This is a genomic window from Variovorax sp. Varisp41 (genome assembly GCF_047325085.1).
Taxonomy (GTDB): Bacteria; Pseudomonadota; Gammaproteobacteria; order Burkholderiales; family Burkholderiaceae_C; genus Variovorax.
The window spans coordinates 4290718-4309792 of sequence record NZ_CP168540.1 but is presented as its reverse complement, the minus strand read 5'-3'; the positions used below and the strand labels follow the sequence as shown (position 1 = coordinate 4309792).

Here is a 19075-nt window from a genome sequence, read left to right as displayed (position 1 = left end):
GCCATCATCAAGCCGGCCCAGTTGTCGATCCACGGCGTCTCGCGCACCTTCACCGGCACGCGCGGCCAGCGCACGCAGGCGCTGCTGCCGGTCGACTTCGAGGTGCGCGAGAACGACTTCGTCACCATCCTCGGCCCCTCGGGCTGCGGCAAGTCCACCCTGCTGCGCATCGTCGCGGGGCTCGACTTCCCGACCACCGGCGAGGTGCTGCTCGACGGCCAGCCGATCGAGGGCCCGGGCGCCGACCGCGGCGTGGTGTTCCAGAGCTACACCCTGTTCCCCTGGCTCACGATCGCGCAGAACATCCGCTTCGGCCTGCGCGAGCGCGGCATGAGCGAGGCCGAGCAGAAGGAGCGCAGCGAGTTCTTCATCGCCAAGGTCGGCCTGCGCGGCTTCGAGCACCACTATCCCAAGCAGCTCTCGGGCGGCATGCAGCAGCGCACCGCGATCGCGCGCGCGCTGGCCAACGACCCCAAGATGCTGCTGCTCGACGAGCCCTTCGGCGCGCTCGACAACCAGACCCGCGTGCTGATGCAGGAGCTTCTGCTGGGCATCTGGGAGTCGGCGCAGAAGACGGTGCTGTTCGTCACGCACGACATCGACGAGGCCATCTTCATGGCCAACCGCGTGGCCGTGTTCAGCGCCCGGCCCGGCCGCATCAAGACCGAGATCGCGGTCGACTTCCCGCATCCGCGCCACTACACGATCAAGACCTCGCCCGAGTTCATGGAGATCAAGGCCCGGCTGACCGAGGAGATCCGCGCCGAATCGATGGCGTCGGCGGAGCATTGAGAGCGATGAAGCGCGACCTGCCGTCCTCCGCACCCAGCCCCGCCGGCGCGAGCGCGGCCGCGCCATCGCTCGCGCTCTATGCGCAGGTCAAGGACCACATCTCGCGCAAGATCCAGGACGGCACCTGGCCGCCCGGCCACCGGCTGCCGTCCGAGCACGAGCTGGTGGCGCAGTTCGCCATCTCGCGCATGACCGCCAACCGCGCGCTGCGCGAGCTCTCGGAGCAGGGCCGCATCGTGCGCGTGGCCGGCGTGGGCAGCTTCGTGGCCGAGAACAAGCCGCAGTCCACGCTGCTGCAGATCGCCAACATCGCGAGCGAGATCCGCCAGCGCGGCCACGACTACCACTGCGAGTTCATCGCGCTCGAGCGCATCGCCGCCTCGCCCGACATCGCCGTGTGGCTCGACCTGCGGCCCGGCGAGTCGGTGTTCCACACCGTCTGCCTGCACCTGGAGAACGGTACGCCGGTGCAGATCGAGGACCGCTACGTCAATCCGCGCGCCGTGCCCGAGTTCCTCGACCAGGACTTCTCGGTCGTCTCGCCCGGCGAGTACCTGGTGCGCAACGTGCCCTTCGACCAGATCGAGCACGTGGTCGACGCGGTGCTGCCCACCGCCGAGCAGGCCGAGCGCCTCGACATGCCGCCGGCTGAGCCCTGTCTGCTGCTGACCCGACGCACCTGGACCCGCGACCTGCCCGTGACGCTGGTGCGCTGCCTGCACCCGGCCTCGCGCTACCGGCTCGGCAGCCGCTTCCGCGTCGACGGCAACCAGGCCTTCGGCTGAACCCACGCACGCCATACCGGCCTTCGATTTTTTTTCGCACCTACTTGTATATACAGGATCGCACCATGAAGCTTGCTCCCAACGCCGCCACCGAACCGCTCGTGCTCTCGCCCGGCGAGGTCGACCTGCCCGCGCTGCGTCGCATCCATGCGGGCGGCGCGCGGCTCGAGCTCGCCGGCGCCGCGCGCGCCGGCCTGCTGGCCGCCCAGGCCACCGTGCGCCGCATCGTCGAGGCCGGCGAGGTGGTCTACGGCATCAACACCGGCTTCGGCAAGCTCGCGCAGACCATCATTCCGCCCGAGCGCCTGGCCGAGCTGCAGCGCAACCTCGTGCTCTCGCACAGCGTCGGCACCGGCGTGCCGCTGCCCGACGGCGTGGTGCGGCTGGTGCTCGCCACCAAGGCCGTGAGCCTGGCGCGCGGCCATTCGGGCGTGCGGCCCGAGATCGTCGACGCGCTGCTCGCGCTGTTCAACGCGGGCCTGCTGCCGCGCATCCCCAGCAAGGGCTCGGTCGGCGCCTCGGGCGACCTCGCGCCGCTGGCCCACATGGCCTGCGTGCTGATCGGCGAGGGCGAGGTCGGCACGCCCGAGGGCGAGACCATCGGCGGCACCGAGGCCATGCGCCGCATCGGTCTCGCGCCCTTCGTGCTCGGCCCCAAGGAAGGCCTGGCGCTGCTCAACGGCACGCAGGTGTCGACCGCGCTCGCGCTGGCGGGCCTGTTCGGCGCCGAGGACGTGTTCGCCGCCGGCCTTATGGCGGGCGCGCTCTCGCTCGAGGCGATCCAGGGCTCGATCAAGCCCTTCGACGAGCGCATCCACGCCGCGCGCGGCCAGCCGGGCCAGATCGCGGTGGCGGGCGCAGTGCGCGCGCTGCTCGAGGGCAGTGACATCGTGCCTTCGCATGCCGACTGCGGCCGCGTGCAGGACCCGTACTCGATCCGCTGCGTGCCCCAGGTCATGGGCGCCTGCCTCGACAACCTCGCGCATGCGGCGCGGGTGCTGCGCATCGAGGCCAACGCGGCGTCGGACAACCCGCTGGTCTTCAGCGACACCGGCGACGTGATCTCGGGCGGCAACTTCCACGCCGAGCCCGTGGCCTTCGCGGCCGACATCATCGCGCTGGCGGTGAGCGAGATCGGCGCCATCTCCGAGCGCCGGCTCGCGCTGCTGCTCGACTCGGGCCTCTCGGGTCTGCCGCCGTTCCTGGTGCGCGACGGCGGCGTCAACTCCGGCTTCATGATCGCCCAGGTCACGGCCGCGGCGCTGGCCTCCGAGAACAAGTCGCTGGCCCATCCGGCCAGCGTCGACAGCCTGCCGACCTCGGCCAACCAGGAAGACCACGTGTCGATGGCCACCTTCGCTGGCCGCCGCCTGGCCGAGATGGTCGACAACACCGCGGTGGTGGTCGGCATCGAGGCCATGGGCGCCTGCCAGGGCATCGAGCTCAAGCGCAACGCCGACAGCCCGCGCAGCTCCGCGCTGGTCGAGGCCGAGTTCGCCGCCATCCGCGAGCGCGTGGCCTTCATCGAGCAGGACCGATTCATGGCGCCCGACGTGGAAGCCATGCGCCTGTGGGCCCGCCGCGGCGACTGGGCCGCGCCGCTGGCCGCCGTGCTGCCGAGCCGCGCCTGAACCTTCCCCCGATTCCTCGTCCGACCTTCCTTGCCATCGAAAGGACTCCCGCCATGAACGCACCCGACAAATTCATCGCCGCCAACGCTGCCACCGGCGCCGATCCGCGCCACGACCCCACGCGCGTGATCCGCGCCCCGCGCGGCAGCCAGCTGAACTGCAAGAGCTGGCTCACCGAGGCGCCGTTCCGCATGCTGCAGAACAACCTCGACCCCGAGGTGGCCGAGCGGCCGCAGGACCTCGTGGTCTACGGCGGCATCGGCCGCGCCGCGCGCAACTGGGAATGCTTCGACCAGATCCTCGCCTCGCTGAAGGAGCTCGAGGACGACGAGACCCTGCTGATCCAGTCGGGCAAGCCGGTGGGCGTGTTCAAGACGCACGAGAACGCGCCGCGCGTGCTGCTCGCCAACTCGAACCTGGTGCCGCAGTGGGCCAACTGGGAGCACTTCAACGAGCTCGACCGCAAGGGCCTCTTCATGTATGGCCAGATGACGGCCGGCAGCTGGATCTACATCGGCAGCCAGGGCATCGTGCAGGGCACCTTCGAGACCTTCGTCGAGGCCGGCCGCCAGCATTACAACAACAGCCTCGCGGGCAAGTGGATCCTCACGGCCGGCCTCGGCGGCATGGGTGGCGCGCAGCCGCTCGCGGCCACGCTCGCGGGCGCGGTCTCGCTCAACATCGAGTGCCAGCAGTCGAGCATCGACTTCCGCCTGCGCACCCGCTACGTCGACAAGCAGGCGCGCGACATCGACCATGCGTTCGAACTGATCAAGCAGCACTGCGACGCCAAGGAAGCGGTGTCGATCGCGCTGCTGGGCAACGCGGCCGAGATCCTCCCGGAACTGGTGAAGCGCGCGAAGGCCGGCGGCCTCAAGCCCGACCTCGTGACCGACCAGACCTCGGCGCACGACCTGATCAACGGCTACCTGCCCGCGGGCTGGAGCGTGGCGCAATGGCAGGCCGCGATGAAGGACGAGTCGCAGCATGCCGCGCTCAAGAAGGCGGCCGCGCAATCGTGCGCGGTGCACGTGCAGGCCATGCTCGACTTCCAGGCCATGGGCATCCCGACCGTGGACTACGGCAACAACATCCGCCAGGTGGCCTTCGACGAGGGCGTGAAGAACGCCTTCGACTTCCCGGGCTTCGTGCCGGCCTACATCCGGCCGCTGTTCTGCGAGGGCAAGGGCCCGTTCCGCTGGGTCGCGCTCTCGGGCGATCCGGAGGACATCTACAAGACCGACGCCAAGATCAAGGAGCTGTTCCCCGAGAACACCCACACGCACCGCTGGCTCGACATGGCGCGCGAGCGCATCAGCTTCCAGGGCCTGCCCGCGCGCATCTGCTGGCTGGGCCTGGGCGAGCGCCACAGGGCCGGCCTGGCCTTCAACGAGATGGTGAAGTCGGGCGAGCTCAAGGGCCCGATCGTGATCGGCCGCGACCATCTCGACACCGGCTCGGTCGCCAGCCCCAACCGCGAGACCGAGGCGATGAAGGACGGCACCGATGCCGTGAGCGACTGGCCGCTGCTCAATGCGCTGCTCAATACCGCGGGCGGCGCCACCTGGGTCAGCCTGCACCATGGCGGCGGCGTGGGCATGGGTTACTCGCAGCATTCGGGCGTGGTGATCGTCTGCGACGGCACCGACGCCGCCGCCAGGCGCATCGAGCGCGTGCTGTTCAACGACCCCGCCACCGGCGTGATGCGCCATGCCGACGCGGGCTACGACATCGCCGTGGCCACCGCGAAGAAGCAGGGCCTGAAGCTGCCGATGATCAAGGGCTGAGCATGGCCGGCGGCACGCAGCGCTTCTCGCGCGCCACCTTGCCCGTCACGCCGTGGAAGAACGGCGGCGGCACCACGCAGGAGATCGCCTGCTGGCCGGCCGGCGCCGGGCTCGAGGACTTCGGCTGGCGCGTGAGCATCGCCAGCATCGCGCAGGCCGGGCCGTTCTCGCGCTTCGCGGGCATCGACCGCAGCATCATGCTGCTCGAGGGCGACGGCGTGCGGTTGCGCTCGGCCGACGGCGCCATCGACCATCCGCTCGATGCGTCGCACCGGCCCTTCGCCTTCAGTGGCGACACCGCGCTCGACTGCACGCTGCTGGGCGGCGCCTCGAGCGATTTCAACGTGATGACCCGCCGCGGCGCCTGGCGCGCCGAGGTGCGCGTGCTCGACGGCGCCACGGCGCTCGAAGCCGCGCCGCATGGCGTGCTGCTCGCGCTGCGCGGCGGCTGGCGGCTCGATGCCGGCGGCGCGGCGTGCCGCGAGGGCGAGGGCCTGTGCTGGTCCGATGCACCGCGCGGCTGGCGGGTCGAGCCCGAGGACGCGACGGCACGCCTCGTGGCCGTGCGCATCGTTCCCGCCTGAGGCCGCAACCCGAGACCACAGACCCATGACCCTCTCCCATCCTTCCGCCGACGGCCTCTGGACCGGCCTGCGCCTCGCGCCGGGCGCCGCACCCGGCATCGAATCGGACGATGCCGCCCTCGTCGTCGCGCAGGGCACGATCCGCTGGGTCGGCGCGCGCGCCGCGCTGCCGGCCGAGTACGCCGCATTGCCCGTGCACGACGGCGGCGGCGCGCTGGCCACGCCGGGCCTGGTCGACTGCCACACCCACCTGGTCTACGGCGGCCAGCGCGCCAACGAGTTCGCGATGCGGCTCGCGGGCGCGAGCTACGAGGAGGTGGCGAAGGCCGGCGGCGGCATCGTCTCCTCGGTGCGCGCCACGCGCGAGGCCGACGAGGACGCGCTGTTCGCCCAGGCCGCGCCGCGGCTCGAGGCATTGCTGGCCGACGGCGTCTGCGCGATCGAGATCAAGTCGGGCTACGGCCTCGCGCTCGCGCACGAGCGCAAGCAGTTGCGCGTGGCGCGGCGGCTCGGCGAGCACTACGGCGTGACGGTGCGCACCACCTTCCTCGGCGCCCATGCGCTGCCGCCCGAGTACGCGGGCCGCAGCGGCGAGTACATCGAACTGGTCTGCCGCGAGATGCTGCCGGCGCTCGCGGCCGAGGGGCTGGTCGACGCGGTCGACGTGTTCTGCGAGCGCATCGCCTTCTCGCTCGACGAAACCGAGCGCGTGTTCCAGGCCGCCCGGGCGCTGGGCCTGCCGGTCAAGCTGCATGCCGAGCAGCTCTCGGACATGGGCGGCGCCGCGCTGGCCGCGCGCTACGGCGCGCTGTCCTGCGACCACATCGAGCACCTGTCGGTCGAGGGCATCGAGGCGATGCGCGCGGCCGGCACCGTGGCCGTGCTGCTGCCCGGCGCCTACTACACGCTGCGCGACACCCACCTGCCACCGATCGAGGCGCTGCGCGCCGCGGGCGTGCCGATGGCGGTCTCGACCGACCACAACCCCGGCACCTCGCCCGCGCTGAGCCTGCTGCTGATGGTCAACATGGCCTGCACCCTGTTCCGCCTCACCGTGCCCGAGGCGCTGGCCGGCGTCACCCAGCATGCGGCGCGCGCGCTCGGCCTCGAAGCCTCGCACGGCGCGATCGCCGCGGGCCGGCCCGCGAACTTCGTGCTCTGGTCGGTGCGCGACGCGGCCGAGCTCGCCTACTGGTTCGGCCAGCGGCCCGTGCGCACCGTGGTGCGGCAGGGCCGCATCGCGGTGGGAGCCTCGGCATGACGCGCGCGCTGTTCGCGGCCGACGCGCTGCTGCCCACCGGCTGGGCGAAGAACGTGCTGCTGGCATGGAACGAGGCCGGCCAGTTCGTCGAGGCGAGGGCCGGCGCCGAGAGGCCCGCCGATGCCGAGACGGCCAGCGGCCCCGTGATCCCCGGCATGCCCAACCTGCATTCCCATGCCTTCCAGCGCGCCTTCGCGGGCCTGACCGAACACCGCGCCGAGCAGCAGGACAGCTTCTGGAGCTGGCGCACGCTGATGTACCGCTTCGCCGCGCGCCTCGGCCCGCGGCAGATGGAAGACATCGCGACCTGGCTCTATGCCGAGATGCTCGAGGCCGGCTACACCAGCGTCTGCGAGTTCCAGTACGTGCACCACGACGCCGACGGCAAACCCTATGCCGACGACGCCACGCTGAGCCGCGCGCTGCTGCGCGCCGCGCACAGGACCGGCATCGGCTTCACCCTGCTGCCGGTGCTCTACCAGACCAGCGGCTTCGGCGGCCTGCCGCCCAACGAGGGGCAGCGGCGCTTCATCCGTTCCACCGACTCGATGCTGCGGCTGCTCGAGGCGCTGAAGCCCGCCTGCGACGCGCAGGGCGCGCGGCTCGGCCTGGCGCCGCATTCGCTGCGCGCGGTGCCGCCCGAAGCGTTGCGCGAGGCGCTCGCGGGGCTCGATGCGATCGAGGCCGGCGCGCCGGTCCACATCCACATCGCCGAGCAGACCAAGGAGGTCGACGACTGCATCGCCTGGAGCGGCCAGCGCCCGGTGGCATGGCTGCTCGACCATGCGCCGGTCGACGCGCGCTGGTGCCTGGTGCATGCCACGCACATGGACGCCGACGAGTACCGGCGCGGCGCCCGCAGCGGCGCCGTCGCCGGCCTCTGCCCGACCACCGAGGCCAACCTCGGCGACGGCCTGTTCGACTTCGCGGCCTGGCGCCAGCACGGCGGCGCCTGGGGCCTGGGCTCCGACAGCCATGCCTGCGTCGATGCGGCCGAGGAGCTGCTGATGCTCGAGTACGGCCAGCGCCTGCGCACGCGCCAGCGCAACGTGGGCGCGACCGCGGCGCAGCCACACGTGGCGACCGCGCTCACCCTGCAGGCGGTGCAGGGCGGCGCGCAGGCCGCGGGCCGCGCCATCGGCGGCCTCGCGGCGGGCCAGCAGGCCGACTTCGTCGTGCTCGACGCGCAACAGCTCGCGCTGCAGGGGCTGCCGGCGCCCGACATGCTGTCGGCGCACGTCTTCGCGAGCCACCGCACCCGCGCCATCGACGCCGTGTGGGTGGCGGGCCGCGCGCGCGTCGCCGCCGGGCGCCATGCGCTGCATGCCGAGGCCGCGTCCGCCTTCGTGGCCGCGCGCACCCAACTGCTTCAAGACTGAGGAACCCACGCCATGAGCTTCACCACCACCGAACCGGCCTTCCGCTTTCGCCAGGGCACGCGCCCGCTGCTGATCTCGATGCCGCACTTGGGCACCCACGTGCCGGGCGCGCTGCTCGCGCGCTTCACCGAGGAGGCGCGCCATGTACCCGACACCGACTGGCACCTCGAGCAGCTCTACGACTTCGCCGACGCGCTCGGCGCCTCGGTGCTGGTGGCCACGCACTCGCGCTACGTGATCGACCTCAACCGTCCGCCCGACGGCGCCAGCCTCTATCCGGGCCAGAGCGTCACCGGCCTGTGCCCGGTCGACACCTTCGACGACACGCCGCTGTATGCCGCGGGCGACCTGCCCGGCGAGGCCGAGATCGCCGCGCGCCGCGAGGCGATCTGGCAGCCCTATCACGCGCAGCTCGCGGCCGAATTGGCGCGACTCAAGGCCGCGCACGGCACCATCGCGCTGTGGGACGCGCACTCGATCCGCTCGGTGCTGCCGCGCTTCTTCGAGGGCAAGCTGCCCGATCTCAACCTCGGCACCGCCGACGGCAAGAGCTGCGACCCCGCGCTCGCCGCCACCTTGCTGGGCATCGCGACGTCGAATCCCGGCTACACCGGCGTGCTCAACGGCCGCTTCAAGGGCGGCCACATCACGCGCCAGTACGGCAATCCCGCGGGTGGCGTGCACGCGGTGCAGCTCGAGATGACGCAATCGAGCTACATGCAGGAGGCACTGCCCTTCGCCTACCTGCCCCAGGTGGCGGCCGGCGTGCAGCCGCAGGTGCGCCGCATGCTCGAGGCGGTGCTCGACTTCGTCGAAGGCCGCGGGTGAGCCAGGAATGAGCCGGCAATGAACCAGGAGGCCTTTCTCGCCGCGCTCGGCGAGGCGCTGGGCGCCGGCCAGGTGCTGCGCGGCGAGGCCATCGCCGAGCGCCACCGCAGCGACTGGAGCGGCGTGGCGCCGGTGCTGCCGCTGGCGCTGGTGCGCCCGCGCGACACGCGCGAGGTGTCGGCCGTGCTGCGCCTCTGCAGCGAGCACCGCGTGCCCGTGGTGCCGCAGGGCGGGCTCACCGGGCTGGCCGGCGCGGCGGTGCCGCGCGCGGATGCGATCGCGCTCTCGCTCGAACGCATGAACGCCATCGAGTCGCTCGATGCCGCCGCCGGCACGCTGACCGTGCAGGCCGGCGCCACCCTGCAGTCGGTGCAGGAGGCGGCCGCCGCGCGGGGCCTGCTGTTCGGCGTGGACTTCGGCGCGCGCGGCTCGTGCCAGATCGGCGGCGCGCTGTCGACCAACGCGGGCGGCAACGGCGTGCTGCAGTTCGGGATGATGCGCGAGCAGGCGCTGGGCCTGGAGGTGGTGCTGGCCGACGGCCGCGTGCTGCCGATGCTGCGGCCCATGCTCAAGAACAACACCGGCTACGACCTCAAGCAGTTCTTCATCGGCGCCGAGGGCACGCTGGGCGTGATCACGCGTGCGCTGCTGCGGCTGCATCCGGCGCCGCGCGCCAAGGCCACGGCGCTGGTCGCGCTGCCGGACTTCGAGGCCGCGCTGGTGCTGCTGCGCCGGCTCGGCGCGCGCTTTCCGGGCGCGCTCGCGGCCTTCGAGCTGATGTGGCGCGACTTCGTGCAGACCTCGCTGCGCTGGCAGCAGCTGCGCGAGCCCTTCGACGCGGCGCATCCGCTGGTGGCGCTGGTCGACGTGGCCGGCGAGGACGAGGCCGCGCTGCGCGAGGCGCTCGAGGCGGCGCTGGCCGGTGCGATGGAGGAGGGCGCGGCGGTCGATGCCGCCATCGCCCAGTCGCAATCGCAGGCTCGCGCCTTCTGGAAGATCCGCGAGGCCACGGCCGAGCTGCCGGTGCACATGCATCCGCCGATCAACCTCGACGTGAGCCTGCCGATGGCCAGCATCGGCCGCTTCGCCGACGACTGCCGCGCGGCGCTCGATGCGCGCTGGCCCGGGCACCACTCGCTGTTCTTCGGCCACGTGGGCGACAGCAACCTGCACGTGACCACCGACGGCCGGGCCATCGGCGGCGAAGCCGAGGCCTTCGAGCGCATGGTCTACGCGCAGGTCGAGGCCCGCGGCGGCAGCATCTCGGCCGAGCACGGCATCGGCCTGCACAAGAAGCCCTACCTGGGCGCGAGCCGCACTCCTGACGAACTCGCCGCGATGCGCGCCATCAAGCAGGCGCTCGATCCCCTCCACCTGCTCAACCCCGGCAAGGTATTCGACCTGTGAACACGACCGCCATCCATGCCCTCGCGCGACCCGAAGTCGCGCCGCTGCCGGCCTACAACGCCGGCCTGTCCTCGGAGGCCGTGCGCGCGCGCTACGGCGTCGACCAGATCGCGCGGCTCGCGAGCAACGAGAACCCCTACGGCGCGAGCCCCGCGGTGGCGCGCGCGCTGGTCGACCTGGCGGCGCGCGCGGGCACCTACCCCGATGCCCACTGCACCGCATTGCGCGCCGCGATCGCCGAACGCAGCGGCGCGCAGCCCGCGGAACTGGTGATCGGCAACGGCTCGGAGGACATCCTCCAGATGCTGTGCCAGGCCTTCCTGGGCCCCGGCGACCGCGTGCTCACGCAGCGCCCCGCCTTCGGCCTGCACGAGATCTATCCGCGCATGATGGGCGCGCAGGTCGAGCTGCTGGCGCTCACGCCCGAGCTGGGCTTCGACATCGAGGCCTGGTGCGCGGCGCTCGCGCGCGGCCCCAAGCTGGTGATGCTGGCCAATCCCTCGAACCCGGTCGGCTGCATGTTCGACACGCGGGACTTCGAGCGCCTGCTGGCCGCCGTGCCCGCGGGCACGCTGCTGGTGGTCGACGAGGCCTACTACGAATACGCGCGGCTCGCGCCCGGTTACCCCGACGTGCTCGCGCGGCTGCGCGGCGAAGCGGTGGCCTTCCCGTGGATCGTGCTGCGCACCTTCTCCAAGGCCTGGGGCCTGGCGGGCCTGCGCGTGGGCTACGGCATCGCTTCCGACGCGGCGCTGGTGCAGCTGCTCGACCGCGTGCGCACGCCCTTCAACGTGAACCTCGCGGCGCAGGCCGCGGCGCTCGCGGCCTGGGGCGACGAGGCCTGCATGGCCGCGGCCGTGGAACAGACCGTGCGGCTGCGCGAAGCGCTGGCCGCACAGTTGTGCGCGCGCGATTGGCCGGGGCTGCGCATCGCGCCCTCGGCGGCCAACTTCCTGTTCATCGACCTGGGCCGGCCGAACGGGCCGGTCAACGAGGCGCTGCTGGCGCACGGCATCATCGTCAAGCCCTGGAAGGAGCCAGGCTTCGAGCGCTTCATCCGCGTCTCGGTCGGCGCGCCGCACGAGCTCGAGCGCTTCGTCGCCGCGATGGACGAGATCATGTCGAAGATGCCATGAGGCTCTTTCGCGGCTGGGGCGTCGTCGCGGCGGCCCATGTGCTGCTGGCGCTGGTGTTCGGCGCCGCCTATTCCTTCGGCGCCTTCTTCGCCGGCATCCAGGCCAGCTTCGGCGCCGGCCGCTTCCCGGTCGCCTCGCTGTTCTCGGCCACGGCGCTGCTCTATTACATCGTCGGCGCCTTCTCGGGCGCGCTGGCCGACCGCTTCCCGCTGCGCGCGGTGGTCGGCACCGGCATCGTGCTGCTGGCGGCCGGTTTTGCGCTGGCCAGCCTGGCGCCGTCGCTGGCCGTGCTGTTCGCGCTGTTCGGCCTGTTCGTCGGCTTCGGCGTCGGGCTGGTCTACGTGCCGGCGGTGGCCGCGGTGCAGCGCTGGTTCGTGCGCCGGCGCAGCCGGGCCTCGGGGCTGGCGCTGGCCGGCACCGGGCTCGGCACCTTCGTCGGCCCGGTGACGGCCGGCGCGCTGCAGCAGCACCTGTCGTGGCAGGCCACGATGCAGCTGTTCGCGCTCGGCATCCTGCTGCTCGGCGGCGTGGCAGCCTGGGCGATCCGGGCCCGGCCGCAGGAACTCGGCCTGCTGCCCGACGGAGACCGGGTGTCCGCTGCGGCGGGCGCGCCCGTCGAGACCGGCCTGCGCTGGCGCGAGGCGGTGCGCGGCGCCTGCTTCTGGTGGTACTTCGCGGCCATCGGCTGGGGCTCGATCGGGCTGTTCGTCGCGCTGGTCCACGTGGCGCCGGCGGCGCAGGGGCTGGGCATCGGCGCGGCCGACGCCACCTTGCTGATCGGACTGATCGGCGTGGGCAACGTCGGCGGCCGGCTGGTGCTCGGCGGGCTCGGCGACCGGCTCGGCGCGCGCCGGCTGCTCTCGCTGCTCACGCTGGCGCTGGCCGCGCTGCACCTGCTGTGGTGGGCCGCCGGCGGCTTCGCTTCGCTGGCGCTGTTCGCACTGCTGTTCGGCGCGGCCAACGGCGGCTGCATCGCGCTCTATCCGGCGCTGGCGGCGCGCTGGTACGGCACGCGCGCGCTGGGCGCCATCCTCGGCACGCTCTACATCGCGGTCGGCGTGGCCGCCTCGATCGGCGCCAGCGCGGCCGGCCTGCTGTTCGACCTGCGCGGCAGCTACGACCTGGCCATCGTCGCCAGCGGCCTGCTGGCGCTGCTGTCGGTCGGCTGCCTGGCGCGCGCGGCCCGGCACGCGCCGGCCTGAAGTCCCGAAGACCGCTTTGGCGGTGCGGCGCGGGCGCGTTTTCTACAATCCGGACCCATGAAGCCGATCGTCTACACCCGTGCCCAGCAACTGCCCGAGATCCTCGGGCGCCGCATCGCCATCCTCGATGGCGCCATGGGCACCATGATCCAGCGCTTCAAGCTCACCGAGGCCCAGTACCGCGGCGAGCGCTTCAAGGACTTCGAGCGCGACGTGAAGGGCAACAACGAGCTGCTGTCGCTGACCCGGCCCGACGTCATCTCCGACATCCACGAGGGCTACCTCGCGGCCGGCGCCGACCTGATCGAGACCAACACCTTCGGCGCGACCACCATCGCGCAGGAGGACTACAAGATGGCGCACCTGGCGCGCGAGATGAACCTCGAGTCCGCGAAGCTGGCGCGCGCCGCCTGCGACAAGTACTCCACGCCCGACAAGCCGCGCTTCGTGGCCGGCGCCCTCGGCCCCACGCCCAAGACCGCGAGCATCAGCCCCGACGTCAACGATCCGGGCGCGCGCAATGTCGATTTCGAGGCCCTGCGCGCCGCCTACTACGAGCAGACCGAGGCGCTGGTCGAGGGCGGCGCCGACGTGATCCTGGTCGAGACCATCTTCGACACGCTCAACGCCAAGGCCGCGCTGTTCGCGGTCGACGAGTACTTCGAGAACAGCGGCGAGCGCCTGCCGCTGATCATCAGCGGCACCGTGACCGACGCCTCGGGCCGCATCCTCAGCGGCCAGACCGTGACCGCCTTCTGGCACAGCGTACGCCATGCGCGGCCGCTGGCCATCGGCCTGAACTGCGCGCTGGGCGCGGCGCTGATGCGCCCCTACATCCAGGAACTGGCGCGCGTGGCCGACGACACCTTCATCAGCTGCTATCCCAACGCCGGCCTGCCCAACCCGATGAGCGACACCGGCTTCGACGAGACGCCCGACGTGACCTCGCGCCTGCTGCACGAGTTCGCGGCCGAGGGGCTGGTCAACATCGTCGGCGGCTGTTGCGGCACCACGCCCGACCACATCGCGGCCATCGGGCGCGCGGTGTCGCCGGTGGCGGGGCGGCTGCTGAACAATGCGGCGGGGTTCTACAAGGAGGCCGCTTGAGCCCTTCGCGGACCGGGGCGCTCAGCCTTCGGCCGGCCAGGGGTTGAGCAGCTTCGCGCCGCTTCTCTCGAAATCGCGCAGGTTGCGCGTGACCAGCGTGAAGCCGTGCGCCAGCGCTGTGGCCGCGATCATCGAATCGCGGTAGTCGCGCGGATCGGGAACGTGCATCGGCGCGCACAGCAGCGCGGCTTCCGCCCCGAAAGGAAGAATCCGGCCGTCGAAGGCTTCGCGCAGGGCGTCGAACCACCGGCGCAGCGATCCGCCCTGCGGCGGCGAGCGGCGCTCCATCCGCAGGATGCCCGTCTCGATCTCGAGCACGGTGATCGCGCTCAGGAAGAAGTGGCGCTGCGGGATCGAGGCCGCCCATTCGCGCACGGCGGGCGACGGGTTCGGCTTGCCATGCCGGAGTTCCGACACGACGTTGGTGTCGAGCACGTACATCAGCCGAGGTCCGGCGTCTTCGGCACGATCTGCGCGCGCGGCGGATCGAAGGGCTCGTCGCCCGTGATGGGCAGGCTGTCCATGAGGGCGAGCAAGGACTCCTCGGCTTCCCCGCTTTCGCGGCGGTAGTCCTCGATGCGCTGGAGCACGTACTCGGGCACGCCGCGGTTCGTGATGTAGACCGGCCCATGGGTGGCCGCACGCTTGGCGGCGGCCACGTCGCGGGTGAAGTCCCGGCTGGAAATGCTGGTGATGGTCATGGCAGCTCCCTAGTCTGGTTTGTTTGTATGTTATGACAATCAGCGGGCGCGCGTCAATCCACCCCCATCGACTTGGCTGCCACCCGCTCGCGCGAAATCAGCGCCACGAAGCGCTGCGCCCCCAGCCCCAGCGGCCTTTCGCGCGACCACACCACGTCCACCCACAGGTTCAGGCCGTTGCTGAGGTTCTCGAGCGGGATCTCGACCAGCGCGCCCGCCGCCACGTGCGGCCGCACGAAATTGCGCGGCAGCCAGCCCCAGCCGACGCCGGCGGTGATCAGGCTCAGGGCGGCCAGCGCGTTGTCGGTGCGCCAGAGGTGGCGCGCGAACACGCTGCGCGGGTCCATGGTCGCGACGAGGTCGCGGCCGGCGACCACGATCTGGCGGGTGGCGATCAGGTGCTCCTCGCGCAGGCGGCCGCCGGGCGCGGCGGCCAGCACGGGGTGGCCCGGCGCCATCACCGCGACCATGGTGTCGCTGCCCACCTCCTGGAAACCCTCGCGCCCGTCGAGGCTGGGCCGCTCGAACACCAGCGCGAGCTGGGCCCGGCCGCTGTGCAGCAGCGCCAGCGCATCGGCCTGCGGCGCGGCCAGCACCTCGACCTGCAGCAGCGGGTACTCGTGCGCCAGCTCGGCCAGCGCGCCGCTCCAGGGCGCGGCCAGCAGCTCGGGCGCGATCGCCAGCGTGAGCCGTTCCTCCAGTCCCTGGGTCAGTGCCAGCGCCTGCGCGTCGAGCTGGCGCAGCTGCGCCGCCAGCGCGCGCGCCTGCGGCTCGAGCGAGCGCGCGGCGGCCGTGGGCCGGGGCTCGCGGCCCTTGCGGTCGAACAGCTGCAGGTCGAGCTCGGCCTCGAGGTGGGCGATGGCCATGCTGACGGCCGACGGCACGCGGCGCAGGGCGCGGGCGGCGGCCGAGAAGGAGCCGTGGTCGATCACGGCCAGGAAGACCTCGACGCTGTCGCTGGAGAAGCTCATGGCTGTTCTCGGATCGATCTATCAATAAAACTGAAATAAGTTGACTTTTTATATCAGCAGGAGACACATAAAGTCCAGGGATCGCAGTCACACAACAAGCCGAGAGAGAGTCCGTCATGCAGGGAATCCAGCGCCGCATCGTCTACATCACCCTCTACGAAGGGATCGCCATCGTGGCCGCCAGCGCGGGGCTGGCGCTGATGACGGGCGCCGGCCTCGGCCATTCGGGCGTGCTGGCCGTGGCGGCCTCGGTCATCGCGGTGATCTGGAACCTGATCTTCAACAGCCTGTTCGAGCGCTGGGAGGCGCGCCAGGCGGTGCGCGGGCGCAGCCTCAAGCGCCGCATCGCCCATGCCATCGGCTTCGAGGGCGGCCTGATCGGCCTGCTGGTGCCGATGTTCGCCTGGGGCCTGGGCATCTCGCTGTGGCAGGCGCTGGTGATGGACCTGGGGCTGGTGATCTTCTTCCTGGTCTACACCTTCGTCTTCAACTGGGCCTTCGACCGCGTCTTCGGGCTGCCGGCCTCGGCGGCGCCGGTCGCGCAGGCGGCCTGAACCCGCCGCGATAGACCCGCGCGCCGGCCGCGCCACCGGCAGCCGGTAAAATCGCCACCCCTTCCAAGGAGCGTTGCAGCGGCACCCGCCGTCAGGCTTGGAAGGCGCCTTCTCGCAGAACCTGCCCGGAAGGCCCGGTTGCAACGACGCTCACCTGACGTGTCTTCCCCTGCCCAGGTGAGCCCCATGAGCGATGTTCCCGCGCCTTCCGTTCCTCCCATGAAGCTGTCCGGCCTCGAGCCGGTGGCCATCGGCGAGGGATCCCTGTTCGTCAACATCGGCGAGCGCACCAACGTCACCGGTTCCAAGGCCTTCGCGCGCATGATCCTCAACGGCCAGTTCGAGGATGCGCTGGCCGTCGCGCGCCAGCAGGTCGAGAACGGCGCGCAGGTGATCGACATCAACATGGACGAGGCCATGCTCGACAGCAAGGCCGCGATGGTGCGCTTCCTCAACCTGATCGCCAGCGAGCCCGACATCGCGCGCGTGCCGGTGATGGTCGACAGCTCGAAGTGGGAAGTGATCGAGGCCGGCCTGCGCTGCATCCAGGGCAAGGGCATCGTCAACTCGATCTCCATGAAGGAGGGCGTGGACAAGTTCAAGCACGAGGCCCGCCTCGTGAAGCGCTACGGCGCGGCCGCCGTGGTGATGGCCTTCGACGAGAAGGGCCAGGCCGACACCTTCGCGCGCAAGATCGAGATCTGCGAGCGCGCCTACCGCATCCTGGTCGACGAGGTGGGCTTCCCGCCCGAGGACATCATCTTCGACCCGAACATCTTCGCGATCGCCACCGGCATCGAGGAGCACGACAACTACGCGGTCGACTTCATCAACGCGGTGCGCTGGATCAAGCAGAACCTGCCGGGCGCCAAGGTTTCGGGCGGGGTGTCGAACGTGAGCTTCAGCTTTCGCGGCAACGACCCGGTGCGCGAGGCGATCCACACCGTGTTCCTGTACCACGCGATCCAGGCCGGCATGGACATGGGCATCGTCAACGCCGGCATGGTCGGCGTCTACGACGACCTCGAGCCCGAGCTGCGCGAGCGCGTCGAGGACGTGGTGCTCAACCGCCGGCCCGATGCCGGCGAGCGCCTCGTCGAGGTGGCCGAGAGCGCCAAGAGCGGCGCCAAGGACGACAGCAAGAAGCTCGAGTGGCGCGGCACGCCCGAGCAGCCGGTGCACGTCAACCAGCGGCTGTCGCACGCCATGGTGCACGGCATCACCGACTTCATCGTGGAGGACACCGAGGAGGCCTACCGGCAGATCCTCGCCAAGGGCGGCCGTCCGCTGCATGTGATCGAGGGGCCGCTGATGGACGGCATGAACATCGTGGGTGACCTGTTCGGCCAGGGCAAGATGTTCCTGCCGCAGGTGGTGAAGTCGGCGCGCGTGATGAAGTCGGCCGTGGCCCACCTCATCCCCTACATCGAGGAAGAGAAGCGCCAGGACGAGGCCGCGGGCCGCGACGTGCGCACCAAGGGCAAGATCATCATCGCCACCGTGAAGGGCGATGTGCACGACATCGGCAAGAACATCGTCACCGTCGTGCTCCAGTGCAACAACTTCGAAGTGGTGAACATGGGCGTGATGGTCCCGTGCCACGAGATCCTCGCCAAGGCGAAGGTCGAGGGCGCGGATATCGTGGGCCTGTCGGGCCTGATCACGCCGAGCCTCGAGGAGATGCAGTACGTGGCCGGCGAGATGCAGAAGGACGACCACTTCCGCATCAGGAAGATCCCGCTGCTGATCGGCGGCGCCACCACCAGCCGCGTGCACACGGCCGTGAAGATCGCGCCGCACTACGAAGGCCCGGTGGTCTACGTGCCCGATGCCTCGCGCAGCGTGAGCGTGGCGCAGTCGCTGCTGAGCGACCAGGCCGCGGCCTACATCGGCGAGATCAACGCCGACTACGAGAAGGTGCGCGCGCAGCACGCCAACAAGAAGCAGGTGCCGCTGTGGCCACTGGCCAGGGCGCGCGCCAACAAGACGCCCATCGACTGGTCGAGCTACGTGCCGCCCGTGCCCAAGTTCATCGGCCGGCGCGTGTTCCGCAACTTCGACCTGACCGAGCTCGCGAAGTACATCGACTGGGGCCCGTTCTTCCAGACCTGGGACCTCGCGGGCCCGTTCCCGGCCATCCTCAAGGACGAGATCGTCGGCACAGAGGCCGTGCGCGTCTACGGCGACGGCCAGCGCATGCTCAAGCGCCTGATCGAGGGCCGCTGGCTCAGCGCGAGCGGCGTGGTCGGCTTCTGGCCGGCCAACACCGAGAACGACGACGACATCGTGCTCTACACCGACGAGTCGCGCAGCGAGGCCGCGCTCACCTGGTACGGCCTGCGCCAGCAGACCGAGAAGCAGGAGATCGAGGGCACGATGCGCCCGAGCCGCTGCCTGGCCGACTTCGTCGCGCCGCGCGAGAGCGGCCTGAAGGACTACGTGGGCATGTTCGCCGTGACCGCGGGCCTGGGCGTGGAGAAGAAGGAGAAGTACTTCGTCGACGACCTCGACGACTACTCCGCGATCATGCTCAAGGCGCTGGCCGACCGGCTGGCCGAGGCCTTCGCCGAGGCCATGCACCACCGCGTGCGCACCGACCTCTGGGGCTACGCGGCCGACGAGGCGCTGAGCAACGAGCAAATGATCGCCGAGCAGTACCGCGGCATCCGCCCCGCGCCCGGCTATCCGGCCTGCCCCGACCACAGCGTGAAGAAGCCGATGTTCGACCTCCTGAACTGCACGGACATTGGCATGAGCCTGACCGAAAGCCTCGCTATGATGCCGGCCGCCAGCGTGTCGGGGTTCTACCTCGGGCACCCCGACAGCACGTACTTCAACGTAGGCAAAATCGGCCATGACCAGCTGCAGGACCAGGCGGTGCGCCGCAAGGCGAGCGAGTCCGAACTGGAGCGGCTGCTGGCGCCCAACCTCTGACGGCGCGCGGCGGGCC

17 protein-coding genes and 1 riboswitch are annotated in these 19075 nt (G+C 71.1%); of the genes, 14 read left to right on the top strand and 3 right to left on the bottom strand.

From position 1 onward, the window contains the following. The first annotated feature begins 3 nt into the window (after nucleotides 1-3). The 12 genes from ACEN9J_RS19870 (at nucleotide 4) to ACEN9J_RS19815 (ending at nucleotide 13899) form a co-directional block, all read left to right on the top strand. On the top strand, nucleotides 4-792 hold the full coding sequence (locus ACEN9J_RS19870; RefSeq protein WP_413764581.1) for an ABC transporter ATP-binding protein: 789 nt from the start codon (nucleotides 4-6) through the stop codon (nucleotides 790-792). 5 nt (nucleotides 793-797) lie between these two features. Continuing rightward, nucleotides 798-1577 (top strand): histidine utilization repressor, encoded by a 780-nt coding sequence (gene hutC, locus ACEN9J_RS19865; RefSeq protein WP_057593442.1) that lies wholly within the window; start codon nucleotides 798-800, stop codon nucleotides 1575-1577. Between the two features lie 65 nt (nucleotides 1578-1642). Continuing rightward, nucleotides 1643-3208 (top strand): histidine ammonia-lyase, encoded by a 1566-nt coding sequence (gene hutH, locus ACEN9J_RS19860; protein WP_413761855.1) that lies wholly within the window; start codon nucleotides 1643-1645, stop codon nucleotides 3206-3208. Nucleotides 3209-3261: 53 nt separating this feature from the next. Next, complete coding sequence (hutU, locus tag ACEN9J_RS19855) at nucleotides 3262-4995, top strand: urocanate hydratase (RefSeq protein WP_413761854.1); 1734 nt, start codon at nucleotides 3262-3264, stop codon at nucleotides 4993-4995. Between the two features lie 2 nt (nucleotides 4996-4997). Further along, nucleotides 4998-5579 carry a HutD family protein gene (locus ACEN9J_RS19850; protein WP_413761853.1) on the top strand — a complete coding sequence of 194 codons (582 nt, stop codon included), beginning with the start codon at nucleotides 4998-5000 and terminating at the stop codon, nucleotides 5577-5579. 25 nt (nucleotides 5580-5604) lie between these two features. Further along, nucleotides 5605-6840: an imidazolonepropionase gene (gene hutI / locus ACEN9J_RS19845; RefSeq protein WP_413761852.1), complete on the top strand. Its 1236-nt coding sequence runs from the start codon at nucleotides 5605-5607 to the stop codon at nucleotides 6838-6840. Then, nucleotides 6837-8219 (top strand): formimidoylglutamate deiminase, encoded by a 1383-nt coding sequence (locus ACEN9J_RS19840; protein WP_413761851.1) that lies wholly within the window; start codon nucleotides 6837-6839, stop codon nucleotides 8217-8219. Before hutI ends, ACEN9J_RS19840 begins: the two co-directional genes overlap by 4 nt. Nucleotides 8220-8231: 12 nt before the next feature. Beyond that, complete coding sequence (hutG, locus tag ACEN9J_RS19835) at nucleotides 8232-9047, top strand: N-formylglutamate deformylase (protein ID WP_413761850.1); 816 nt, start codon at nucleotides 8232-8234, stop codon at nucleotides 9045-9047. Between the two features lie 18 nt (nucleotides 9048-9065). After that, nucleotides 9066-10454, top strand: coding sequence for an FAD-binding oxidoreductase (locus ACEN9J_RS19830; RefSeq protein ID WP_413761849.1), 1389 nt, complete (start codon nucleotides 9066-9068; stop codon nucleotides 10452-10454). Further along, complete coding sequence (locus tag ACEN9J_RS19825; RefSeq protein WP_413761848.1) at nucleotides 10451-11590, top strand: histidinol-phosphate transaminase; 1140 nt, start codon at nucleotides 10451-10453, stop codon at nucleotides 11588-11590. Before ACEN9J_RS19830 ends, ACEN9J_RS19825 begins: the two co-directional genes overlap by 4 nt. Further along, nucleotides 11587-12792 carry an MFS transporter gene (locus ACEN9J_RS19820; RefSeq protein WP_261212023.1) on the top strand — a complete coding sequence of 402 codons (1206 nt, stop codon included), beginning with the start codon at nucleotides 11587-11589 and terminating at the stop codon, nucleotides 12790-12792. Before ACEN9J_RS19825 ends, ACEN9J_RS19820 begins: the two co-directional genes overlap by 4 nt. A 57-nt stretch (nucleotides 12793-12849) precedes the next feature. After that, nucleotides 12850-13899, top strand: coding sequence for a homocysteine S-methyltransferase family protein (locus tag ACEN9J_RS19815; RefSeq protein ID WP_057593432.1), 1050 nt, complete (start codon nucleotides 12850-12852; stop codon nucleotides 13897-13899). Nucleotides 13900-13920: 21 nt separating this feature from the next. Here the strand turns inward: ACEN9J_RS19815 and ACEN9J_RS19810 are convergent, their stop codons facing one another. From ACEN9J_RS19810 to ACEN9J_RS19800, 3 genes are read right to left on the bottom strand one after another with little or no spacing between them, the layout of a single operon-like run. Continuing rightward, nucleotides 13921-14340 carry a type II toxin-antitoxin system VapC family toxin gene (locus tag ACEN9J_RS19810; RefSeq protein WP_057593431.1) on the bottom strand — a complete coding sequence of 140 codons (420 nt, stop codon included), beginning with the start codon at nucleotides 14338-14340 and terminating at the stop codon, nucleotides 13921-13923. Next, nucleotides 14340-14600: a type II toxin-antitoxin system Phd/YefM family antitoxin gene (locus ACEN9J_RS19805; RefSeq protein WP_057593430.1), complete on the bottom strand. Its 261-nt coding sequence runs from the start codon at nucleotides 14598-14600 to the stop codon at nucleotides 14340-14342. The genes ACEN9J_RS19810 and ACEN9J_RS19805 overlap by 1 nt, the downstream gene beginning before the upstream one ends. A gap of 53 nt (nucleotides 14601-14653) precedes the next feature. After that, nucleotides 14654-15571: a LysR family transcriptional regulator gene (locus ACEN9J_RS19800; RefSeq protein WP_057593429.1), complete on the bottom strand. Its 918-nt coding sequence runs from the start codon at nucleotides 15569-15571 to the stop codon at nucleotides 14654-14656. A gap of 116 nt (nucleotides 15572-15687) precedes the next feature. On the opposite strand from ACEN9J_RS19800, the gene ACEN9J_RS19795 reads away from it, so the two are divergent. Continuing rightward, complete coding sequence (locus ACEN9J_RS19795; protein WP_057593428.1) at nucleotides 15688-16125, top strand: PACE efflux transporter; 438 nt, start codon at nucleotides 15688-15690, stop codon at nucleotides 16123-16125. Nucleotides 16126-16184: 59 nt separating this feature from the next. Beyond that, nucleotides 16185-16284: riboswitch (S-adenosyl-L-homocysteine riboswitch) on the top strand. 60 nt (nucleotides 16285-16344) lie between these two features. Then, nucleotides 16345-19059: a methionine synthase gene (gene metH, locus ACEN9J_RS19790; protein WP_413764580.1), complete on the top strand. Its 2715-nt coding sequence runs from the start codon at nucleotides 16345-16347 to the stop codon at nucleotides 19057-19059. Nucleotides 19060-19075 lie beyond the last annotated feature (16 nt).

Bases quoted from the DNA above. Each gene is read 5' to 3' on its own strand.
- ACEN9J_RS19810 (WP_057593431.1), bottom strand. From the start codon at position 14,340: ATGTACGTGCTCGACACCAACGTCGTGTCGGAACTCCGGCATGGCAAG.
- hutH (WP_413761855.1), top strand. From the start codon at position 1,643: ATGAAGCTTGCTCCCAACGCCGCCACCGAACCGCTCGTGCTCTCGCCC.
- ACEN9J_RS19805 (WP_057593430.1), bottom strand. From the start codon at position 14,600: ATGACCATCACCAGCATTTCCAGCCGGGACTTCACCCGCGACGTGGCC.
- ACEN9J_RS19850 (WP_413761853.1), top strand. From the start codon at position 4,998: ATGGCCGGCGGCACGCAGCGCTTCTCGCGCGCCACCTTGCCCGTCACG.
- hutI (WP_413761852.1), top strand. From the start codon at position 5,605: ATGACCCTCTCCCATCCTTCCGCCGACGGCCTCTGGACCGGCCTGCGC.
- ACEN9J_RS19840 (WP_413761851.1), top strand. From the start codon at position 6,837: ATGACGCGCGCGCTGTTCGCGGCCGACGCGCTGCTGCCCACCGGCTGG.
- ACEN9J_RS19795 (WP_057593428.1), top strand. From the start codon at position 15,688: ATGCAGGGAATCCAGCGCCGCATCGTCTACATCACCCTCTACGAAGGG.
- ACEN9J_RS19820 (WP_261212023.1), top strand. From the start codon at position 11,587: ATGAGGCTCTTTCGCGGCTGGGGCGTCGTCGCGGCGGCCCATGTGCTG.
- hutU (WP_413761854.1), top strand. From the start codon at position 3,262: ATGAACGCACCCGACAAATTCATCGCCGCCAACGCTGCCACCGGCGCC.
- ACEN9J_RS19830 (WP_413761849.1), top strand. From the start codon at position 9,066: ATGAACCAGGAGGCCTTTCTCGCCGCGCTCGGCGAGGCGCTGGGCGCC.
- ACEN9J_RS19815 (WP_057593432.1), top strand. From the start codon at position 12,850: ATGAAGCCGATCGTCTACACCCGTGCCCAGCAACTGCCCGAGATCCTC.
- hutC (WP_057593442.1), top strand. From the start codon at position 798: ATGAAGCGCGACCTGCCGTCCTCCGCACCCAGCCCCGCCGGCGCGAGC.
- metH (WP_413764580.1), top strand. From the start codon at position 16,345: ATGAAGCTGTCCGGCCTCGAGCCGGTGGCCATCGGCGAGGGATCCCTG.
- ACEN9J_RS19800 (WP_057593429.1), bottom strand. From the start codon at position 15,571: ATGAGCTTCTCCAGCGACAGCGTCGAGGTCTTCCTGGCCGTGATCGAC.
- hutG (WP_413761850.1), top strand. From the start codon at position 8,232: ATGAGCTTCACCACCACCGAACCGGCCTTCCGCTTTCGCCAGGGCACG.